The organism is Mizugakiibacter sediminis (assembly GCF_000953855.2).
Classification (GTDB): Bacteria; Pseudomonadota; Gammaproteobacteria; order Xanthomonadales; family Rhodanobacteraceae; genus Mizugakiibacter; species Mizugakiibacter sediminis.
The window spans coordinates 42959-60792 of sequence record NZ_DF970277.1; the positions used below are offsets into that span (position 1 = coordinate 42959).

The following is a 17834-nucleotide window of genomic DNA, read 5'->3' on the forward strand; positions in this document are numbered from 1 at the left end:
CGGTCACCACGCGGCTGATGAAGGTGAAGGCGTCGACCAGCGACTTGTTGTAGCTCATCCACGCCATCACCGACGCGGGCACCGCGGTGACGACCAGCGCCAGCGCCGGCGCGCCGTGGCGGTTGCCGCGCGCCAGCGCCGCCGGCAGCGCGCCGCTCGCGGCCATCGAGCGGGTGAGCTGGCCGATCAGCAGGGTCCAGCCGTTCAGACAGCCGAGTCCGCTGATCACCACGAACAGCGCCAGCCAGCGGCCGATGCCGGCGCCGCCGAAGCGGTCCATCACCAGCGCGAACGGCGCGCTGGAGGCGCCGAGCTCCTGCTGCGGGATCAGCAGCAGCGGCACGGCGGAGACGACGATGTAGATCAACGCGGTCAGCACGGTGCCGGCCATGGTCGCGCGCGGGATCGTGCGCGCCGGGTCGTCGACGCGCGAGGCCGGCACGCTGGCCGACTCGATGCCGAGCATGGCGAACAGCGCGATGGTCGAGGCCGCCATCACCTCGCGCAGCGCGACCGGCGTCGGCGGCGGCTGCGCGACGTACGCCTGCGGCGTGCTCAGCAACACCCAGCCGCCGAGCAGCGCGATCGCCGCCATCGGCAGCAGCTTCAGCGCGGTGGTGACGATCTGCACGCCGCCGCCCGAGCGCAGGCCGAACAGGTTGACGGCGACGAAGAGCCACAGCAGGCCGATCGCCAGCAGGTCCGGGCGCAGCGCGCCGAGCTGCGGGATCACCGCGGTCAGGTAGCCGATCGCGCCGGTCGCCAGCGCGGCGTTGGTCAGCCACACCGAGACCCAGTACGCCCACAGCGCCATGTAGGCGGTCGTCTCGCCGAGCGTGCCGCGCACGTAGGCGTAGGGACCGTCCGCCTGCGGCAGGGCGCGCGCGAGGCAGGAGAACACCCGCGCCAGCGCCACGCAGCCGAGCAGGGTGATGGTCCAGCCGATCAGCGCGTTGAAGCCGTAAGGCGCCAGCGACGACGGCAGCAGGAAGATGCCGATGCCGATCACGTTGCCCACGACCAGCGCGGTGCAGGTCCAGAAGCCGATTTTGCCGCCGTCGTTCATGTGCGCCCTCGTTCGGTCGGGGGTTGTCGGGTGCCAGCGCGTTGCATGTCGCCCCCTTTCCCCGCCGGGGAGAGGGGAAAGGCGTCACGCGCGCGGCGCGGCGTTGCTTTGCGATCGCTGACCAGACGGCAATACTCGAACAGGGCCATCAGTCGAGAGGCACCGGCCGTCCGGCCTTGATCACGCCGCGCACCTGGCGCAGGCATTCGATGTCCTGCAGCGGATCGCAGGCCACCGCGACGAGATCGGCGGCCTTGCCCGGCGCGAGCGACCCCAGTTCCCGCTCCTTGCCGAGCAGACGCGCGGCGTCGATGGTGGCCGAGCGGATCGCCTGCAGCGGCGTCATGCCCCAGCGCACCATGTAGGCGAACTGGCGCGCGTTCTCGCCGTGCGGGTAGACGCCGGCGTCGGTGCCGAAGGCGATGTGCACGCCGGCCTCGACCGCCTTGCGGAAACCTTCGCGCTGCGCCTCGGTGGTCTCCTCGTTCTTGCGCAGGATCTCCGCCGACCAGCCGTCGCGGCGGCCGACCGCCTCGATGTAGTCGCCGTCGTAGATGTCGGCGACCAGCCAGGTGCCGTGCTTGACCATCAAGGCGATGCCTTCGTCGTCGATCAGCGAGCCGTGCTCGATCGAGCGCACGCCGGCGCGCACCGCGCGCTTGATGCCCTCGGCGCCGTGCGCGTGCGCGGCGACGAACTTGCCGCGTTTCGCCGCTTCCTCCACGGCGGCGCGGATCTCGGCCTCGCTGTATTCCGGCTGGCCGGGCTCGGTGCCGGCGGTGAGCACGGCGCCGGTGGCGATCACCTTGATCAGGTCGGCGCCGTGGTCGAGGATGAAGTCGACGTGCCTGCGCACGTCGTCCACGCCTTTCGACACGCCCTGGCGGAACTCCGGCGGCACCACCGTGCCGGCCGGCATGTCGGTGATCTCGCCGCCGCCGCCGGGCACGGTGATGTAGGCGCCGGCGACGAACATGCGCGGCCCGGGGATCAGCCCGGCGTCGATCGCATCGCGCAGTTCGATGTCGGCGAAGCCGCGGTACACGCCGACGTCGCGCACGGTGGTGAAGCCGGCCTGCAGGGTCTTGCGCGCGTTCATCGCGCCGATGAAGGCCTGGCGCGCCGGGCTGGTCTTCAGCGGCGCGGCGGCGTCGGCGGTCTCGGCTTCCTCGGCGATGTGCGTGTGCATGTCCATCAGGCCGGGCACCACGGTCCAGGCCGACCAGTCGAGCACGCGCGCGCCTCCGGCGGCGTCGGCCGACCACGGCCGCACGGCGACGACCTTGCCGCGCTCGATCGTCACCGCCTGATCGGCGAGCATGCGGCCGCCGTCGACGTCGAGCAGGCGGCCGGCGCGCACCACGGTGCGCGCGTCGGCAGCGGAATCCGCGGCGGCGTGCGCGGCGGCCAGCGCCGCCAGCGCGAACAGCAGGAACGTCGAGCGCAGCTTCATGCGCGCTCTCCGGCGGCGTCGGCGTAGGCGGCGCGCAACAGGTTGTGGAAATGCCAGACGCCGCTCTCGCGCTTGGGGCAGAGCCGGCCGGCCTCGTAGGTGCCGGAGGCGAGACCCTTCTGCACGGCCTCGCAGATGGCGATGTCCTCCCGCTGCACCTCGTCGCTGAAGGAGGCGTCGGCGGCGATGCGCGCCTGCGCGGCTTCGTCCTGCGCGTAGTAGTAGTCGAACTCGACGCGGCAGCGATCGGGTCCCAGCGGCAGGATGCGGTTGGTCTGCAGCCGGCCCGGCATGATGTTGAGCATCACGTTGGGATAGACGAAGTAGTAGTAGGCCCGGCCGTCGCCGTAGATATCGCTGCTGTTGCGCAGCGGCGAGGACTGCAGCGAATGCCAGTCGAACAGCTCGGTGTCGTAGACGCGGTAGTCCAGCACCTTCGACAGCCCCGGGTGCACGTGCGGCAGGTGGTAGCCCTCCAGGAAGTTGTCGACGTAGACCTTCCAGTTGCAGGCGACCTCGTAGCTGTCGCGGCGGTGGAAGCGCATCGCCGCCAGGTCGATCGGCGCGATGCGCTCGGCGATGCCGCCGTAGACCGCCGCGAATGCCGGCACGTCCTCGCGCAGCGCGACGAACACCAGACCCTGCCATTCGTGCACGCGCAGCGGCGGCAGGCGGATGTCCTCGACGCGGAAGTCGGCCGCGCCCTGCATCTCCGGCGCGCTGCGCAACCGGCCTTCCAGCGTGTAGGTCCAGCCGTGGTATTTGCAGTGCAGGGCGCGCGCGCCCTTGCCGTTGCACAGCGCCAGCGGGCCGGCGCGGTGGCGGCAGACGTTGGGGAAAGCGCGCAGCACGCCGTCCTGGCCGCGCACCAGCAGCACCGGCGTGCCGGCGATTGCCTCGACCACGTGGTCGCCGGGCTCGGCGAGCTGGTGCCGGTGCGCGACCAGCTGCCAGCTGCGCGCGAATACCGCGCGGCGCTCCATCGCCAGCATCGCCTCGCCGACGTAGTAGCGCGCCGGCAGCGCGTGCGCGCGGTCGAGGGGTTCGATCAACGGATCGGCCTGCATGCGGGTCTCCACGAGGCAAGGCAAGGTCGGCGGCGATGCGCCGAGTCGAGCAGTATCCACGTTCCGGCGCACGGCCGCGCGCGGCACGCCGATGCGGCGGTCTTCATCGGCTGCCCTCGCCGGGTTTCAGGAAGCGGTCGTACCAGTCGAGGTTGCGCTGCATGCGGTCGCGCAGGTAACTCGGCACGGTCAGGCCGTGGTGCTGGCCGGGGTAGACCACCAGCTCGGTCGGCACGCCGCGCGAGCGCAGCGCCTGGTACATCTGCTCGGCGCCGATGCAGGGCACGTTGAAGTCGCGCTCGGCGCACTGGAACAGGCTGGGCGTGTCGATGCGGTCGGCGTGCAGGAAGGGGTAGCTGGCGCGGTCCCAGGCCTCGCGGTGGTCCCACGGCGTGCCGAGTTCGAGTTCGTACTCGCGCGCGTACTCGTCGTCGCCGTACATGCCGTACATGTTGCCCGAGCCGGCGCCGCTGATCGCGGCCTTGAAGCGCGCGTCGCGCGCGATGATCTGGTCGGTGAGGATGCCGCCGTAGCTCCAGCCGCCGAGGCCGAGGCGGTCGGGATCGGCGATGCCGAGCGCGACGGCGTGGTCGACGCCGGCCAGCACGTCCTGCGCATCCTTGTCGCCCCAGTCGGCGTAGATCGCCCGCGCGAAGTCGAAGCCGCGGCCGGAGCTGCCACGCGGGTTGACCGCCAGCACCGCGTAGCCGTGCGCCGCGTACACCTGCCAGTCGGGCATGAACTCGTGGCTGAACTGGTACACCGGGCCGCCGTGCACGCGCACGATGGTCGGATAGCGCCGGCCCGCCACGTAGTCCAGCGGCTTGACCAGCAGCGCGTGCAGCGGCGTGCCGTCGGCGCCGCGGAAGCGCAAGGTCTCGGCCGAGGCCAGGCGCTTCCCGCGCAGCCAGGCGTTGGGATCGGCCAGCGTGCGCAGGCGGCCGCGCTCGACTGCGGCCAGCGCGTGGGGATGCGTGTCGTCGCCGCCCAGCACGACGATGCGGCCGTCGCCCGCGACGTCGAGGTCGGCGTCGAAGCGTTCGCCGGACGTCAGCGCGACGATCTTGCCGCTCGCCACGTCGATGCGCGACAGGTGCGTCGTTTCCGCCTGCTCGATGAGCGCGTAGATGCTGCGACCGTCCGGCGCCCAGCGCGGCTTGGTGAAGCAGCGGTCGATCGGCGCCGGCAGCGCGGCCTTGCCGCTGGCGACGTCGACCACCGCGAGCTGCCAGGGCGCGTAGTAGATCCACTTGTCCTCGCCGCTCCGCAGGTAGGCGATGCGCTTGCCGTCCGGGCTCCATGCCGGGCGCGTCTCCCAGTACGGATCGAGGTCCGCGCCCGGGAAGGTGGTGAGCTGGTGCTCCCTGGCGCCGGCCTGCGCGGCGATCACGTAGATGTCGTAGTTCAGGTGCCGGTCCGGATCGGCGCCGCGCTTGGTGACGTAGGCGATCGACTTGCCGTCCGGCGACCACGCCGGCAACTGCTCGTCGTGCGCGCCGGGCGTCAGCAGGGTCGCCTTGCCGCCGGCGACGTCGACCAGATACAGGTGCTTGCGGCGCGCGCCCAGCCAGCCGCTGTCGTCGTCCTTGAACTGGAAGCGTTCGGTGACGATGGGCGGCGGGTTCTTCGGCTTCTTCGCGCCGGGCGGGAATTCCGGATCGAAGGCGATCGCCGCGATGCGCGTGCCGTCGGGCGACAGCGCAAAGTCCTCGACGCCGCCGGGAAGGTCGGTGACGCGCCGCGCCTCGCCGCCGTCGGCGGGCATCAGCCAGACCTGCGGCTTCGCCTCCTCGCCGTCCTGCTCCCCGCCGCGTTTGCGGTCGGACAGGAAGGCGATCCACTTGCCGTCGGCCGACCACTGCGGCCGCGATTCGTCGGCGTCCGGCGTGTGCGTCAGCTGCACCGGCGCCCCGCCGTCCCAGCGCACGCGCCACAGGTCGGATTGCGGCTGGTCGCGTTCGAGGTCGGCGGTGGTGACGGTGTAGACGACGTAGCGGCCGTCGCGCGATACCGCCGGTTCGGCCACGTCGGCCAGGCGGTCGAGATCGGCGACGCCGAAGCGCGCGTCGTCGGCGCGGGCAGGCGAGTGCGCGGCCGCCAGCAGCATTGAAACGATCATCACGAGCTTGCGTCCGCTCGCCCTGAGCGTAGCGCCACAGGCGCGGGGTCGAAGGGCGCGCGCCGAGGTGCCCGGTGCGGACGGCCAAACTTCCTGCCGCCGGACGGACGGCGGCAGCGCCAGGGCCGGGCGGGAAAGGTCGTTCATCGGGCCTCCGCGGTCGATGCGGCATCCGCGCCGCCGTCCGCCAGCGCGCGGTAGGCGTCGCGCGCGCGGCGCAGGTAATCCAGCGTGATGCGTCTCTCGTCGGCGGTGTCGTAGTCGTCGCGCGCGGCGGCGGCCTCGAGCGTGCGCGTCAGCCAGGCGGCGAACCAGGCGGCGTCCTCCCGCGCGTCCGGCGCGCGCACGCGGTCGCCGATCCACACGGGATTGGTGGTGGCGTAGGGGTAGAGGTCGAACACCTCGGGATCGGCGCCGTCGTTCCAGGCGCGCAGCAGCACCCAGCCGCCGGCGAGGTCGATGACGCCCTCGGCGTCGAGGCTGCGGCGGTCGCCGCGCAGCGCGAAGGCCTTCACGACCTTGCCGTTCTGCACCAGTTCCAGATGTTCGACCGCCACCGGCGAGCGCAGCGCGACGCGGTAGCGGTGCCTGCCGGGCGCGGCCAGCGTGTCGCCCGGCCTGGCACCGTCGATCAAGAGCCCCAGCAGCGGGCCGTTGCTGGCGAAGCCGTGGCCGGCCTTCAGCGCGGCCGTCGCCGCGGCGGCGTCGCGCCGGCCGCCGGTGTCGAGGAACACGCGGTTCAGCCCGACCGGACCGCGCAGCGAAGCGTAGTTGGCCATGGCGTCGGTGCCGGCGCCGGTGGGCAGGCGGAAACCGAGGTTCAGCAGCCGATACCACACCTGCGCCGTCGCCTTGTGGTCGGAGAAGCCCATCACCTCGATGTAGTCGACCTTGCCCGCGATCACGTCGGCGGGCAGTTCGTTGCTGAGCACGGCGTCGCGCGCGGGATCGGGCAGCACGTCGAACGGATGCACGTAGCCGACCAGCGCGCCCTGCGCGTGGGCGAGGTCGGCGACCGCGGCGTTGGTGGGATAGGGGCTGGCCATCGCCGTGTGCCGGTAGGCGGCGAAGTCCGGGGTCAGGAAATGGTCGGCGAGGTTCAGCAGGCCGAGATGGCCCCAGAAGCTGGTGTGGTACTCCTGCCCGTGCAACACCAGCGTCTGCGCGGTGCTTGCCGGATCGGCGCCGGTGCGGAACGCGGCGATGTCGGGCACGCGCTCCTCCTTGTTCACCACCAGGTCCCAGGCGATGTCGAGGTCTTCCGCGCGCGCCTGCAGGGCGAGGTGCGCCGGCGTGTTGCGGTAGTGGCCGCCGTAGTTCATGTGGATGTGCAGGTCGGCGCTGACGAAGCCGCCGAACGCGGCGGGCAGGCGCTGCGGCCGCAGTTCGGCGCGCAGCGTCGTCGCGCGGCCTGCGTCCAGGCGCACCGTCTCGCGCCACGGCGCGTAGGCGAAACCGCGCTGCACCCGGATCGCGGCCTTGCCCGCCGGCAGCTCCAGCGCGCAGGGCGGGGTGCAGTGGAAGTAGTGCGTTTCCGCCGCCTGCAGCTTGCGGTCGAAGCCGTCGTCGGCGTGCATCCAGGCGTCGTCCGGCGCATAGGCGCGGCCGTCGCCGGCCAGCACGGCCACGCGCGCCGGCGTGCGCGCGCCGTGCTCGTCGACGATGTCGAGCACCAGATGCGCCTGCGGCAGGCGGGTCGCGCGATGCTTCGCCACCACGTCGTGCGTTGCGCCGCCCGGCACGTCCATCACGCGCAGCGCGGTGTTGCCGTCGCGGTTGTCGACGTAGGCGATGCGTGCGCCGTCCGGCGACCAGCGCGCGTTGCGGCGGTCGAAGTCGCCGAAGGTCAGCGGCAGCGGCGCCGCGCCGCCGGGCGTGGTCAGCCACAGCTGCTGGTGCTGGCGGCCGTGGTAGCTGGCGTAGAGCAGGCGCTTGCCGTCCGGCGCGGGCTCGGGGCGCGCGCTCCAGTTCGTTTCTTCGCTGAGCACCCGCCGGCGCCTGGCGGGATCGTCCACCGGCACCGCCCACAGGTCGCCGGTGCCCCAGCCGATCTCCGGATTGCCGACGTAGTAGAGCGTCGTGCCGTCCGGCGACCACGCCGGATTGATCGCGTGGTCGTAGGCCGAGTAGTAGTAGCGGTCGAGCGCGCTCTTGCGTTCGCCGAGCAGCATGTGAGCCCCGTGCAGACCCCGCGCGTCGATGCCGGCGACGAACAGGTTGAAGTGGCCGCTGCCCTGCGTCGACACCCAGGCCAGCCGCGTGCCGTCCGGCGACAGCCGCGGCTCGACGTTGACCGCGCCGCCGGAGGTCAGCCGCTGCTCGCGGCCGCTGACGAGGTCCAGCCGCCACAGCTCGATGGCGTTGCCGTCGTAGCGCGCGAACACCACGCTGCGGCCGTCGCGCGCGGCATCCGGCTGGTAGTCGTAGGCGCGCGCGGCGTGGGTCAGTTCGACGGCGGTGTCGTCGCCGATCCGCTGCCGCCACAGCGAGCCGCCCATGCTGTAGACCAGCGTCTCGCCGTCGGGCAGCCAGGTCGCCGCCGAGGGGCCGGCGGTGAGCTGCGGCAGGTACAGCTCGCGCCAGTAGTAGCTGTGCGGCAGGTCGACCTGCTTCAGCACGGGCTCGCGCGCGGCCTGCGCCGCGTCCGCGAGGAGGCACAGGGCGAGCAGGGCGAGGCCGCGGCGCATCGCTCAGGCTCCGGCCAAGGCCTGGTCGAGGCTGGCGCGCAGCAGTTCGATCGCCTCGTCGACCTCGCCGATGCCGACCGTCAGCGGCGGCATGAAGCGCACCGTGCTGGCGCCGCAGGCGAGCAGCAGCAGGCCGTTGTGGAAGGCGCGCGTGATCACCGCCTCGCACAACGCGCGCGCCGGCGTGCGCTCGGCATCGTTCTCGATCAGCTCCATGCCGATCATCAGGCCGCGGCCGCGTACCTCGCCGATGCAGGGATAGTCGCGCGCCAGTTCGCCGAGGCGCTGCATGAAATGCGCGCCGACCCGCGCGGCGTTGTCGGCCAGGCCTTCGGCGACCAGATCGAGCGTGGCGTTGGCCGCGGCGCAGGCCAGCGGATTGCCGCCGTAGGTGTTGCCGTGCGCGCCGCGCTTCCACTGCGACATGATCGAGCGCTTCGCCACCACCGCGCCGATCGGAAGGCCGGAACCGAGGCCCTTCGCCAGCGTCATGATGTCGGGCGCCACGCCCCAGTGTTCGCAGGCGAACATCTTGCCGGTGCGGCCGACGCCGGCCTGCACTTCGTCGAAGATCAGCAGGATGCCGTGCTCGTCGCACAGCGCGCGCAGGCCGGCGAGGAAACCGTCCGGCGGCACCAGGTAGCCGCCTTCGCCCTGGATCGGCTCGACCAGGATCGCGGCGACCTCGGCGGCGGGCACGCTGCGCTCGAACAGCAGACGGATGTAGTCGAGCACGGCCTTGCCCTGGTCGGCGCCGGCGAACAGCGGCCGGTACGGATTGGGGAACGGCACGTGCGTCACGCCCGGCATGGTCGGCGCGAAGCCGAGCTGCTGCGTGTACTTGCTGGAGGTGAACGACAGCGAGCCCATGGTGCGGCCGTGGAAGCCGCCGAGGAAGCCGAGGTAGCGCGGCCGCCGCGTGACGTAGCGCGCCAGCTTCAGCGCGCCTTCCACCGCCTCGGTGCCGGATTGGCAGAGGAAGCTCATCGCCGGCTCGCCGGCCAGCGTGCGCATCGGCGCCAACCGCGCCAGGCGCTCGCCCAGCGCGGTCATCTCCTCGTGCCAGTAGTCGCTGGAGATGTGCAGGAAGCGGTCGGCCGCGCCCTTCACCGCGTCGACCACCTGCGGGTGCGCGTGGCCGGTCGAACACACGGCGATGCCGGCGGCGAAGTCGAGGAAGCGGTTGCCGTCGACGTCCCAGACCACGGTGCCGCGGCCGTGCGACATTGCGAACGGATAGTCGCGCGGATAGGACGGCGAGCTCACCTCGGCGTCGCGGGCGATCAGCGCCTGCGCCTTGGGGCCGGGCAGCGCGGTCTTGATGTGGACGGACTTCATGGCGGCATTCACGGCGTGGCTCCGGTTCACAGGGGAATGCGCACGGGGCGGGCATGCGCCTCGCGGGTGCGTGCGTTCAACGCGCGCAGGGTGTCGAGTTCGAGCGCGGTGGGTGCGGCGATGGTGTCGATGCGGTCGGCGACGCCGAGCGGCCAGCCGACCGCGGCGCGCGCCTCCTCGACGCTGGCGTCGGCGAACAGCGCGACGAGCTGCAGTTCCTCGCTCTGCGGATGCGGCGCCAGCATGCCGAAGTCGGTGATCACCGCGCGCGGGCCGCCGCCTGCGGCGCCGAGGCGCGCGCGCGCGCCGTGGCCGTCGAGGTAGCCGGCGCTGGTGCGGAAATCGAGGCGCTCGACGAAGCTGCGCTTCGTCGCCCGCGCCATCACGAACACCTGGCGCGCGTGCAGGGCGATCTCCGGCGCGCCGCCGGCGCCGGGCAGGCGCGTCTTCGGCGCGCCGTAGGGGCCGATCACCGTGCTGTTGAGGTTGCCGTGGCGGTCGATCTGCGCGGCGCCGAGGAAGCCGACGTCGATGCGGCCGGCCTGCAGGTAGTAGCTGAAGACCTCCGGCAGCGGCACCACGCAGGCCGCGGTCTCGGCCAGCTCGCCGTCGCCGATCGACAGCGGCAGCACCTGCGGGCGCGTGCCGATGGTGCCGGATTCGTAGATCAGCACGATCTCCGGCGCATGCGTCAGCCGCGCCAGGTTGCAGGCCGCGCTGGGCAGGCCGATGCCGACGAAGCACACGCTGCGGTCGCGCAGCAGGCGCGCCGCCGCCACCGTCATCCATTCGTCGCGCGTGCACGCGCTCATGCGGCCTCCTGCTGCAGGCGGGCGAGGAACGCGTGGTGGTCGCGCGTGCCCAGCACGTGCTCCTCCATCCAGGCGAGGAAACTGCCGCGCTCGCGGGCGATCGCGTCCCAGCGCTGGTAGAAGGCGTTGTCGCGCGCGTAGTGGCCGTGCGCGTAGGACGGATAGGCGCCGCCGCGGCAGGGCACGACCGCGCCGACCACCCAGTGCGGCAGCACGATCCCGTTCATCGCCGGCGGCAGCGCGTCGACGAGCTCCTCGACGGTGACGACCAGCGTCTTCGCCGCCAGCGCCGCCTCGCGCGCCGCGCCGACGATGCCGTCGATGGCGACGTTGCCGGCGCGGTCGGCGCGCTGCGCGTGCAGGATGGTGACGTCCGGGTTGATCGCCGGCACCGCCGCCAGCATCTCGCCGGTGAACGGGCATTCGACGCGGCGGATGTTCGGGTTGTGCGCCGGCAGGTCGGTGCCGATGTAGCCGCGCAGCATGCCGAACGGCAGCTGCGCCGCGCCGGCGCAGAACGCCGCGGCCATGCCGGCGTGGCTGTGCTCGTCCAGTTCCAGCGGCCGCGGCCAGCCGTGCTCGACCGCGTCGCGCAGCCGGTGCAGCGAGCCGACGCCGGGATTGCCGCCCCAGGAGAACGTCAGCTTGCGCGCGCAGCCCATGCCGATCATCTGGTCGTAGACCAGGTCCGGCGTCATGCGGATCAGGTGCAGCTCGCGCTTGCGCTGGCGGATGATCTCGTGGCCGGCGGCGAACGGGATCAAGTGGGTGAAGCCTTCCAGCGCGACGCTGGCGCCGTCGGCGACGTAGCGCTCGATCGCCTCGGCTAGCGACAGGATGGCTGCGCTCATTCGACCACCGTGCGCGACTGCTCGCGCAGGTACTGCGCCAGGTAGTAGAACGAGGCGATCGCCTTGCCGGTGGAGCCGGAGCCCTTCCAGCCGCCGAACGGCTGGTAGCCCGGCCAGGCGCCGGTGGTGGCGCCCTGCGGACGGTTGGCGTAGGTCACGCCGGCCTCGATGTGGTCCTGGAACCACGCCACCTCGTCGGCGCCGCCGAAGAAGCCGGCGGTCAGGCCCATCGGCGTGTCGTTGGCGAGGCGCATCGCCTCGTCGCGGTCGCGGTAACGGTGCAGCATCAGGATCGGCAGGAACATCTCGTGCTGCCACAGCGGATGCGCCAACGGCGCCTCGGCCAGCAGCGGCTCGACGTAATAGCCGCGCGCCAAGGCGGCGGGGCCGCCGCTACCCTGGCCGAGCTGCGCGCCACCGCAGAGCAGGTGCGCGCCGCCGTTGCGCAGCTCGCCTGCATAACGCGCGTAGCTGGCGTAGGCGTTGGCGTTGATCACCGGCCCGAGCCAGTGCTCGCGGCGGCGCGGATCGCCGACGCGGATCGCGGCGATCTGCTGCCGCAGGCGCTCGAGCAGGGCGTCGGCCACGCGCTCGTGCACGTACAGCCGCGACAGCGCCGAGCACTTCTGGCCGCCCATGCCGTAGGCGGAACGCACGATGCCGGCGGCGGCGCGGTCGAGGTCGGCGCGCTCGGTGACGATGCACGGATTCTTGCCGCCCATCTCGGCGATGCACGGCCGCGGCCAGGCGCCGGCGGCCATCTGCTGCATGATGTGGCGGCCGACCGCCACCGAACCGGTGAAGGTGATGCCGGCGGTCAGCGGATGCCGCACCAGCGCCTCGCCGGCCTCGCGGCCGGAGCCGGACAGGTAGTTGAACACGCCCGGCGGCAGGCCGGCGTCGCGGATGCAGTCGGCCAGCAGACGGCCGGCCCAGGGCGTGTCGCTGGCGCCCTTCAGCACCACCGTGTTGCCGGTGACCAGCGCCGCCGCCGTCGGCCCGCCGGCCAGCGCCAGCGGGAAGTTGAACGGCGCGATCACCACCCACACGCCGTACGGGCGCATCACGCTGGCGTTGTGCGAGGCGTAGCCTTCGATCGGGTCGTCGGGCAACGTGTGCGCGTAGCCGGCGTTGCGCTCGAAGTCGTCGGCGTAGTGGTGGAAGAAGTCGACCGTTTCCTGCGTCTCGCCCAGCGCCTCCATGCGGTTCTTGCCGACTTCGAGCACCATCGCCGCGGCGATGTCGTAGACGCGCTCGGCGAGCAGGTCGCCGACGCGGCGCTGCAGCCGCGCGCGCTCGGCGACCGGCGTCGCGCGCCACGCCGGGAAGGCGTCGCGCGCCGCGGCCATCGCCGCGTCGACGTCGGTGTCGTCGGCCAGCGCGAACTCGCCGAGGCGCAGTTGCGTGTCGATCGGGCTGCGGCGGTCGGCGTGTTGCGCGGCGTCGCGGTCGGCGCCGGCGATGAACAGCGGGTGGCGCGCGCCCAGCGCGGCTTCGACGCGCGCCAGCGCGGCCTCGAAGCGCTCGTGCATCGCTTCCGGCGAGTTGTGCATGGTGGCGTAGGTGAGGCGGAAGCTCATCGGCTCTCCTCAGGAAGCGGAGGGGAAGAAGCGCGCCAGCAGGCGGTCCAGCAGCGAGAGCGCGTCGGCCAGCGCCCGCTCCTCGATCACCAGCGGCGGCGCCAGCAGGATCAGGTTGCCGCGCGTGGCGAAGGACACGCCCTCGGCCATCGCCGCGTCGACGAGCGCGCGCAGCGCGGGCGCGGTCTGCGGCCACGGCGCCAGCGGCGCGCGCGTCGCGCGGTCGGCGACCAGTTCCAGCACGGCGAACAGGCCATGGCCGCCGCGCACGTCGCCGATCACCGGATGGCGCGCCTGCAGCGCCTGCAGTTCGGCGAGCAGACGCGCGCCCAGCGTGCGCGAGCGCGCGATCAGGTCCTCGTCCTCGTAGGCGCGCAGCGCGGCCAGCCCAGCCGCGCAGGACAGGGGGTGCCCGCAGTAGGTCAGGCCGGTATAGAGCATCTCGTGCTGCAGCTTCGCGGCGACCTCCGCCGACAGTACCACCGCGCCGAGCGGCAGGTGCGCGCCGGTCAGGCCTTTCGCCAGCGTCATCAGGTCGGGCCGGCCGGCCTCGCCGTGGCGCTGCCAGGCGAACCATTCGCCGCAACGGCCGAAGCCGCTCATCACCTCGTCGGCGATCAGGTAGACGCCGCGCGCGCGGGTGGCCTGGCGCAGCGCCGGCCAGTAGCTGTCCGGCGCGACGATGCCGTTGGTGCCGGCGTCCGGCTCCATCAGCACGGCGGCCACGCCGTCCGCGCCGGCGCGGTCGATCGCCTCGGCGACGGCCGCGGCCGCGCGCTCGCCGCAGTCCCGCGCATCCGCGCTGCCGAACGGGCAGCGATAGGCGTAGGGCGGCGGCACCTGCAGCACGCCGAAGGCCGCGGGGTCGGCCTGCGCGCGCGTGCGCGCATCGCCGGACAGGGCCATGCAGGCGTAGCTGGCGCCGTGGTAGGAGCGATCGCGGGTGACGATGCGCCCGCGCGGCTTGCCGCCGGCCTGACGCGCGAATTTCACCGCGTGCTCGTTGGCGTCGGCGCCGGCCAGCGTGAAGAACACGCGTCCGCCGGCGAAGCCGGATTTTTCCAGCAGCGCCGCGGCCAGCTCGGCGCGCGGCCGCGCGCCCCAGGCGGCGGTGACGAAGCAGAGCCGCTCGGCCTGGCGGCGGATCGCTTCCACCACCGCGGGGTGCTGGTGGCCGAGGTTGCTGCACTCGGCCAGGCTGCTCATGTCGAGCACGCGGCGGCCGTCCTCCAGTTCCAGCCAGGCGCCGCGGCCGCCGACCACGGTCGGCGCATGCCATTCCGCCTGCACGCACCAGCTGTGCAGGACGCTGTCGCGTTCGCTCGCCAAGCGCGCCCCCTCCCCGGGTCCGCAATGTTCGATTATCGAACAAAAATTCGTATTGCGAACCCATTGGAATCCTTCTACGCTCGGCCTGTCAATGCGCCGGCCGACACATGGCACCGAAGCCTTTCGAGGAAAGTGCGGACTACGTGCAATCGCTGGCGCGCGGCCTGATGGTGCTGCGCGCTTTCGACCGCGAGCTGCCCAGCCCCAGCCTGTCGCAGGTCGCCGAACGCAGCGGCCTGTCGCGCGCGGTGGCGCGCCGCCTGTTGCTGACCCTGCAGCACCTCGGCTACGTCGGCAGCCGCAGCCGCAGCTTCTTCCTCACGCCGCGCGTGCTGGAACTGGGCTACAGCTACCTGTCCTCGCTGGACCTGACCGAACTCGCGCAGCAGAGCATGGAGCAGCTCTCGCAGCGCGTCGGCGAGTCGTGCTCGATGGCGGTGCTGGACGGCAGCGACGTGGTCTACGTGCTGCGCGTGCCGGTGCGCCGCGTGATGAGCGTGGCGCTGGGCGTGGGCGCGCGCCTGCCGGCGTTCGCCACCTCGCTGGGCCGCGCGATCCTGGCGGACATGCCGGAAGCCGAGCTGGCGGCGTGGCTGCGCGGGCAGAGGTTCCGCGCCTATACGCCGCACACGATCCGCACGGCGAGCGCGCTGAAAGCGGAACTGCAGCGCGTGCGCGCGCAGGGCTATGCGCTGGTGGTGCGCGAACTGGAGCCCGGCCTGTGCTCGATCGCGGTGCCGATCCATGCGGCCGACGGCCGCGTCGTCGCCGCGCTGAACGTCGGCATGCCGTACGGCGAGGAGGCGCCGGCGCGCGCGGTGAAGCAGACCCTGCCGGCGATGCGCGAGACGCAGCAGGCCATCGAGCAGGCGATCCGCCGCGTCGGCTGGCTGCCGCACCTGGCGATGAAGAACGCCTATGGGTAGCGCCTACCTGGTCGACGCGACGCGCACGCCGTTCGGCCGCCACGGCGGCGCGCTGGCCGGCGTGCGCGCCGACGATCTCGCCGCGCTGCCGATCGCGGCGCTGATGGCGCGGCATCCGGCGCTGGACCGCGCGGCGCTGGACGAGGTGATCCTCGGCTGCGCCAACCAGGCCGGCGAGGACAACCGCAACGTCGCGCGCATGGCCGTGCTGCTGTCCGGGCTGCCGCGCGAGATTCCCGGCGTCACCGTCAACCGCCTGTGCGCTTCCGGCCTCGAGGCCGTCGGCCAGGCGGCGCGCGCGATCGCCTGCGGCGAGGCCGATCTGGTGATCGCCGGCGGCGTCGAGAGCATGAGCCGCGCGCCGTACGTGATGGCCAAGGCCGGCACCGCGTTCGCCCGCGACCAGCAGCTCGAGGACACCACGCTCGGCTGGCGCCTGGTCAACCCGCGCATGCAGGGCGGCTACGGCGTCGACTCGATGACGCAGACCGCGGAGAACCTCGCGCGCGAGCACCGCATCGACCGCGACAGCCAGGACGCCTACGCGCTGCGCAGCCAGCAGCGCGCGGCGCACGCGCAACGACAAGGTTGGCTGGCGGAGGAGATCACGCCGGTCGACGCGCCGCGCGGCAAGGAAACCGTGCGGGTGCAGGCCGACGAGCCGCCGCGCCCCGACAGCAGCGCGGAGAAGCTGGCCGCGCTGAAGCCGCTGCTCGGTCCCGGCACCAGCATCACCGCGGGCAACGCCTCCGGCCTCAACGACGGCGCCGCCGCGCTGCTGCTGGCCTCGGAGCGGGCGCTGGCGCGCCACCGCCTCGAGCCGCTGGCGCGCGTCGTCGGCATGGCCTCGGCCGGCGTCGCGCCGCGCGTGATGGGCATCGGCCCGGTGCCGGCGATCCGCAAGCTGCTGGCGCGCACCGGCCTCGGCCTCGCCGATTTCGACCGCATCGAGATCAACGAGGCGTTCGCCGCGCAGGTGCTGGCGTGCACGCGCGCGCTCGACCTGCCCGACGATGCCGCGCACGTCAACGCCAACGGCGGCGCGATCGCGCTCGGCCACCCGCTCGGCGCCAGCGGCGCGCGCCTGGCGATGACCGCGGCGTTCGCGCTGCGCCGCCACCGCGAGCGCCGCGCGCTGGTCAGCCTGTGCGTCGGCGTCGGCCAGGGACTGGCCATGGCATTGGAGCGTCCATCATGAACCGAACCGTTTGCCTGCATGCCCTCATCGCCGCCGCGGCGCTGCTGCCGCTGGCCGGCCGCGCCGCCGGCACGGCGCCGAAGGCCGACCGCGTGCTGGGCCGCGAACTGCTCGCCGAGCTGATCGCCGTCGACACCACTTCCGACCACGGCAGCACCACGCCGGCGGCAGAGAAACTCGCCAGGCGCTTCCTCGACGCCGGCTTTCCGCCGACGGACGTGCAGGTGGTCGGCGACGATCCGCGCCGCCGCAACCTGGTGGTGCGCCTGCGCGGCCGCGGCGAACGCCCGCCGATCCTGCTGCTGGCGCATCTCGACGTGGTGGAGGCGCGGCGCGAGGACTGGCACTACGATCCGTTCGCGCTGACCGAGCGCGACGGCTACTTCTACGGCCGCGGCACGCTGGACGTGAAGGGCGGCGGCGCCGGTCTGGTCGAGACGCTGCTGCGCCTGCACCGCGAGCGTTTCGTGCCGAGAGGCGACTACATCCTCGCCCTGACCGCGGGCGAGGAAGACGGCGTCGGCAACGGCGTGCAGTGGCTGCTGGCGCATCGGCCCGAGCTGATCCGCGCCGCCTATGCGATCAACGTCGACGGCGGCGGCCCGGAGCTGCGCGGCGGCAAGGTGGCGGTGCTGTCGGTGGAGACGGCGGAGAAGATCTATCTCAGCTACACGCTGACCGTGCGCAACCCCGGCGGCCACAGCTCGCTGCCGACCGCCGACAACGCGATCGTGAGGCTGGCGAAGGCGCTGGAGCGGCTGTCCGCGCTCGAGTTCCCGCTGCGCAGCAACGCCGCCACGCGCGGCTACTACGCCACACTGGCGAAGGACTACGCGGGCGCGACGGCGGCCGACATGCGCGCGGTCGCCCGCGAGCCGTCCGATCCCGCGGCGATGGCGCGGCTGGCGGCGTCCTCGCCGTACAACAACGCGCAGCTGCGCACCACCTGCGTGCCGACCCTGGTCGAGGGCGGGCACGCCGAGAACGCGCTGCCGCAGATGGCGCGCGCCACGATCAACTGCCGCCTCCTGCCGGACGAGGACCCCGACCGCGTCGACGCGATGCTGAAGCAGGCCATCGCCGATCCCGCCGTCGAGCTCGCCCGCGTCGCGCCGCCGCAGTCCAGCCCGCCCAGCCCGGTCGATCCGGCGCTGTTCGCGCAGATCGCCAAAGTGGCGCACGATATGTGGGGGGAGATTCCGGTGTCGCCGTACATGTCGGCGGGCGCGTCCGACAGCGTGCTCCTGCGGGCGGCCGGCATGCCGTCGTACGTGTTCAACGGCATCGCCTACGACGTCGACGACGACCGTTCCCACGGCCAGGACGAACGCATCCTGGTCGACGCGTACTACCGGTCGCTGGAATTCGACTACCGACTGCTGAAGGCGTTGTGAGGGGCTGAGGGGCC

General features: G+C 72.7%; 13 protein-coding genes. 3 read left to right on the forward strand and 10 right to left on the reverse strand.

Translation table 11 applies throughout. The annotated features are described in order from the left end of the window. The 10 genes from MBSD_RS14725 to MBSD_RS14770 all read right to left on the reverse strand — a co-directional run. Positions 1-1066, reverse strand: a 1066-nt coding sequence (locus MBSD_RS14725; protein ID WP_062538043.1) for an amino acid permease, incomplete at its 3' end; no start/stop codon positions are given. A gap of 148 nt (positions 1067-1214) precedes the next feature. After that, a complete protein-coding gene (locus tag MBSD_RS14730) occupies positions 1215-2519 on the reverse strand; it encodes a Xaa-Pro dipeptidase (RefSeq protein WP_062538044.1) in 1305 nt (434 codons plus the stop codon). Further along, the gene (locus MBSD_RS14735) at positions 2516-3586 is read right to left on the reverse strand and encodes an aromatic ring-hydroxylating oxygenase subunit alpha (protein WP_062538045.1); all 1071 of its coding nucleotides are present in this window, start codon (positions 3584-3586) and stop codon (positions 2516-2518) included. The genes MBSD_RS14730 and MBSD_RS14735 overlap by 4 nt, the downstream gene beginning before the upstream one ends. Before the next feature lie 103 nt (positions 3587-3689). Beyond that, positions 3690-5705, reverse strand: a complete 2016-nt coding sequence (locus MBSD_RS14740) for a S9 family peptidase (RefSeq protein WP_082306700.1) — start codon at positions 5703-5705, stop codon at positions 3690-3692. A gap of 143 nt (positions 5706-5848) precedes the next feature. After that, positions 5849-8392 (reverse strand): CehA/McbA family metallohydrolase, encoded by a 2544-nt coding sequence (locus MBSD_RS14745; RefSeq protein ID WP_062538047.1) that lies wholly within the window; start codon positions 8390-8392, stop codon positions 5849-5851. A 3-nt stretch (positions 8393-8395) separates the two neighbouring features. Next, positions 8396-9730 (reverse strand): acetyl ornithine aminotransferase family protein, encoded by a 1335-nt coding sequence (locus MBSD_RS14750; protein WP_062538075.1) that lies wholly within the window; start codon positions 9728-9730, stop codon positions 8396-8398. A gap of 26 nt (positions 9731-9756) precedes the next feature. Next, the gene (locus tag MBSD_RS14755; RefSeq protein WP_062538048.1) at positions 9757-10542 is read right to left on the reverse strand and encodes a CoA-transferase subunit beta; all 786 of its coding nucleotides are present in this window, start codon (positions 10540-10542) and stop codon (positions 9757-9759) included. Then, the gene (locus MBSD_RS14760; protein WP_062538049.1) at positions 10539-11393 is read right to left on the reverse strand and encodes a CoA transferase subunit A; all 855 of its coding nucleotides are present in this window, start codon (positions 11391-11393) and stop codon (positions 10539-10541) included. Before MBSD_RS14760 ends, MBSD_RS14755 begins: the two co-directional genes overlap by 4 nt. After that, positions 11390-12973 carry an aldehyde dehydrogenase family protein gene (locus tag MBSD_RS14765; RefSeq protein WP_062538050.1) on the reverse strand — a complete coding sequence of 528 codons (1584 nt, stop codon included), beginning with the start codon at positions 12971-12973 and terminating at the stop codon, positions 11390-11392. The genes MBSD_RS14760 and MBSD_RS14765 overlap by 4 nt, the downstream gene beginning before the upstream one ends. 9 nt (positions 12974-12982) lie before the next feature. After that, entirely contained in the window at positions 12983-14302 is a 1320-nt protein-coding gene (locus tag MBSD_RS14770; RefSeq protein ID WP_062538051.1) for an aminotransferase family protein, read from the reverse strand. 107 nt (positions 14303-14409) lie between these two features. On the opposite strand from MBSD_RS14770, the gene MBSD_RS14775 reads away from it, so the two are divergent. Genes MBSD_RS14775 through MBSD_RS14785 form a run of 3 tightly spaced genes read left to right on the forward strand, consistent with a single transcriptional unit; the run spans position 14410 to position 17820 of the window. Then, complete coding sequence (locus tag MBSD_RS14775) at positions 14410-15228, forward strand: IclR family transcriptional regulator domain-containing protein (protein WP_062538052.1); 819 nt, start codon at positions 14410-14412, stop codon at positions 15226-15228. Continuing rightward, positions 15221-16426 (forward strand): 3-oxoadipyl-CoA thiolase, encoded by a 1206-nt coding sequence (gene pcaF, locus MBSD_RS14780; RefSeq protein WP_062538053.1) that lies wholly within the window; start codon positions 15221-15223, stop codon positions 16424-16426. The genes MBSD_RS14775 and pcaF overlap by 8 nt, the downstream gene beginning before the upstream one ends. Next, entirely contained in the window at positions 16423-17820 is a 1398-nt protein-coding gene (locus MBSD_RS14785) for a M20/M25/M40 family metallo-hydrolase (protein WP_062538054.1), read from the forward strand. Before pcaF ends, MBSD_RS14785 begins: the two co-directional genes overlap by 4 nt. Positions 17821-17834 lie beyond the last annotated feature (14 nt).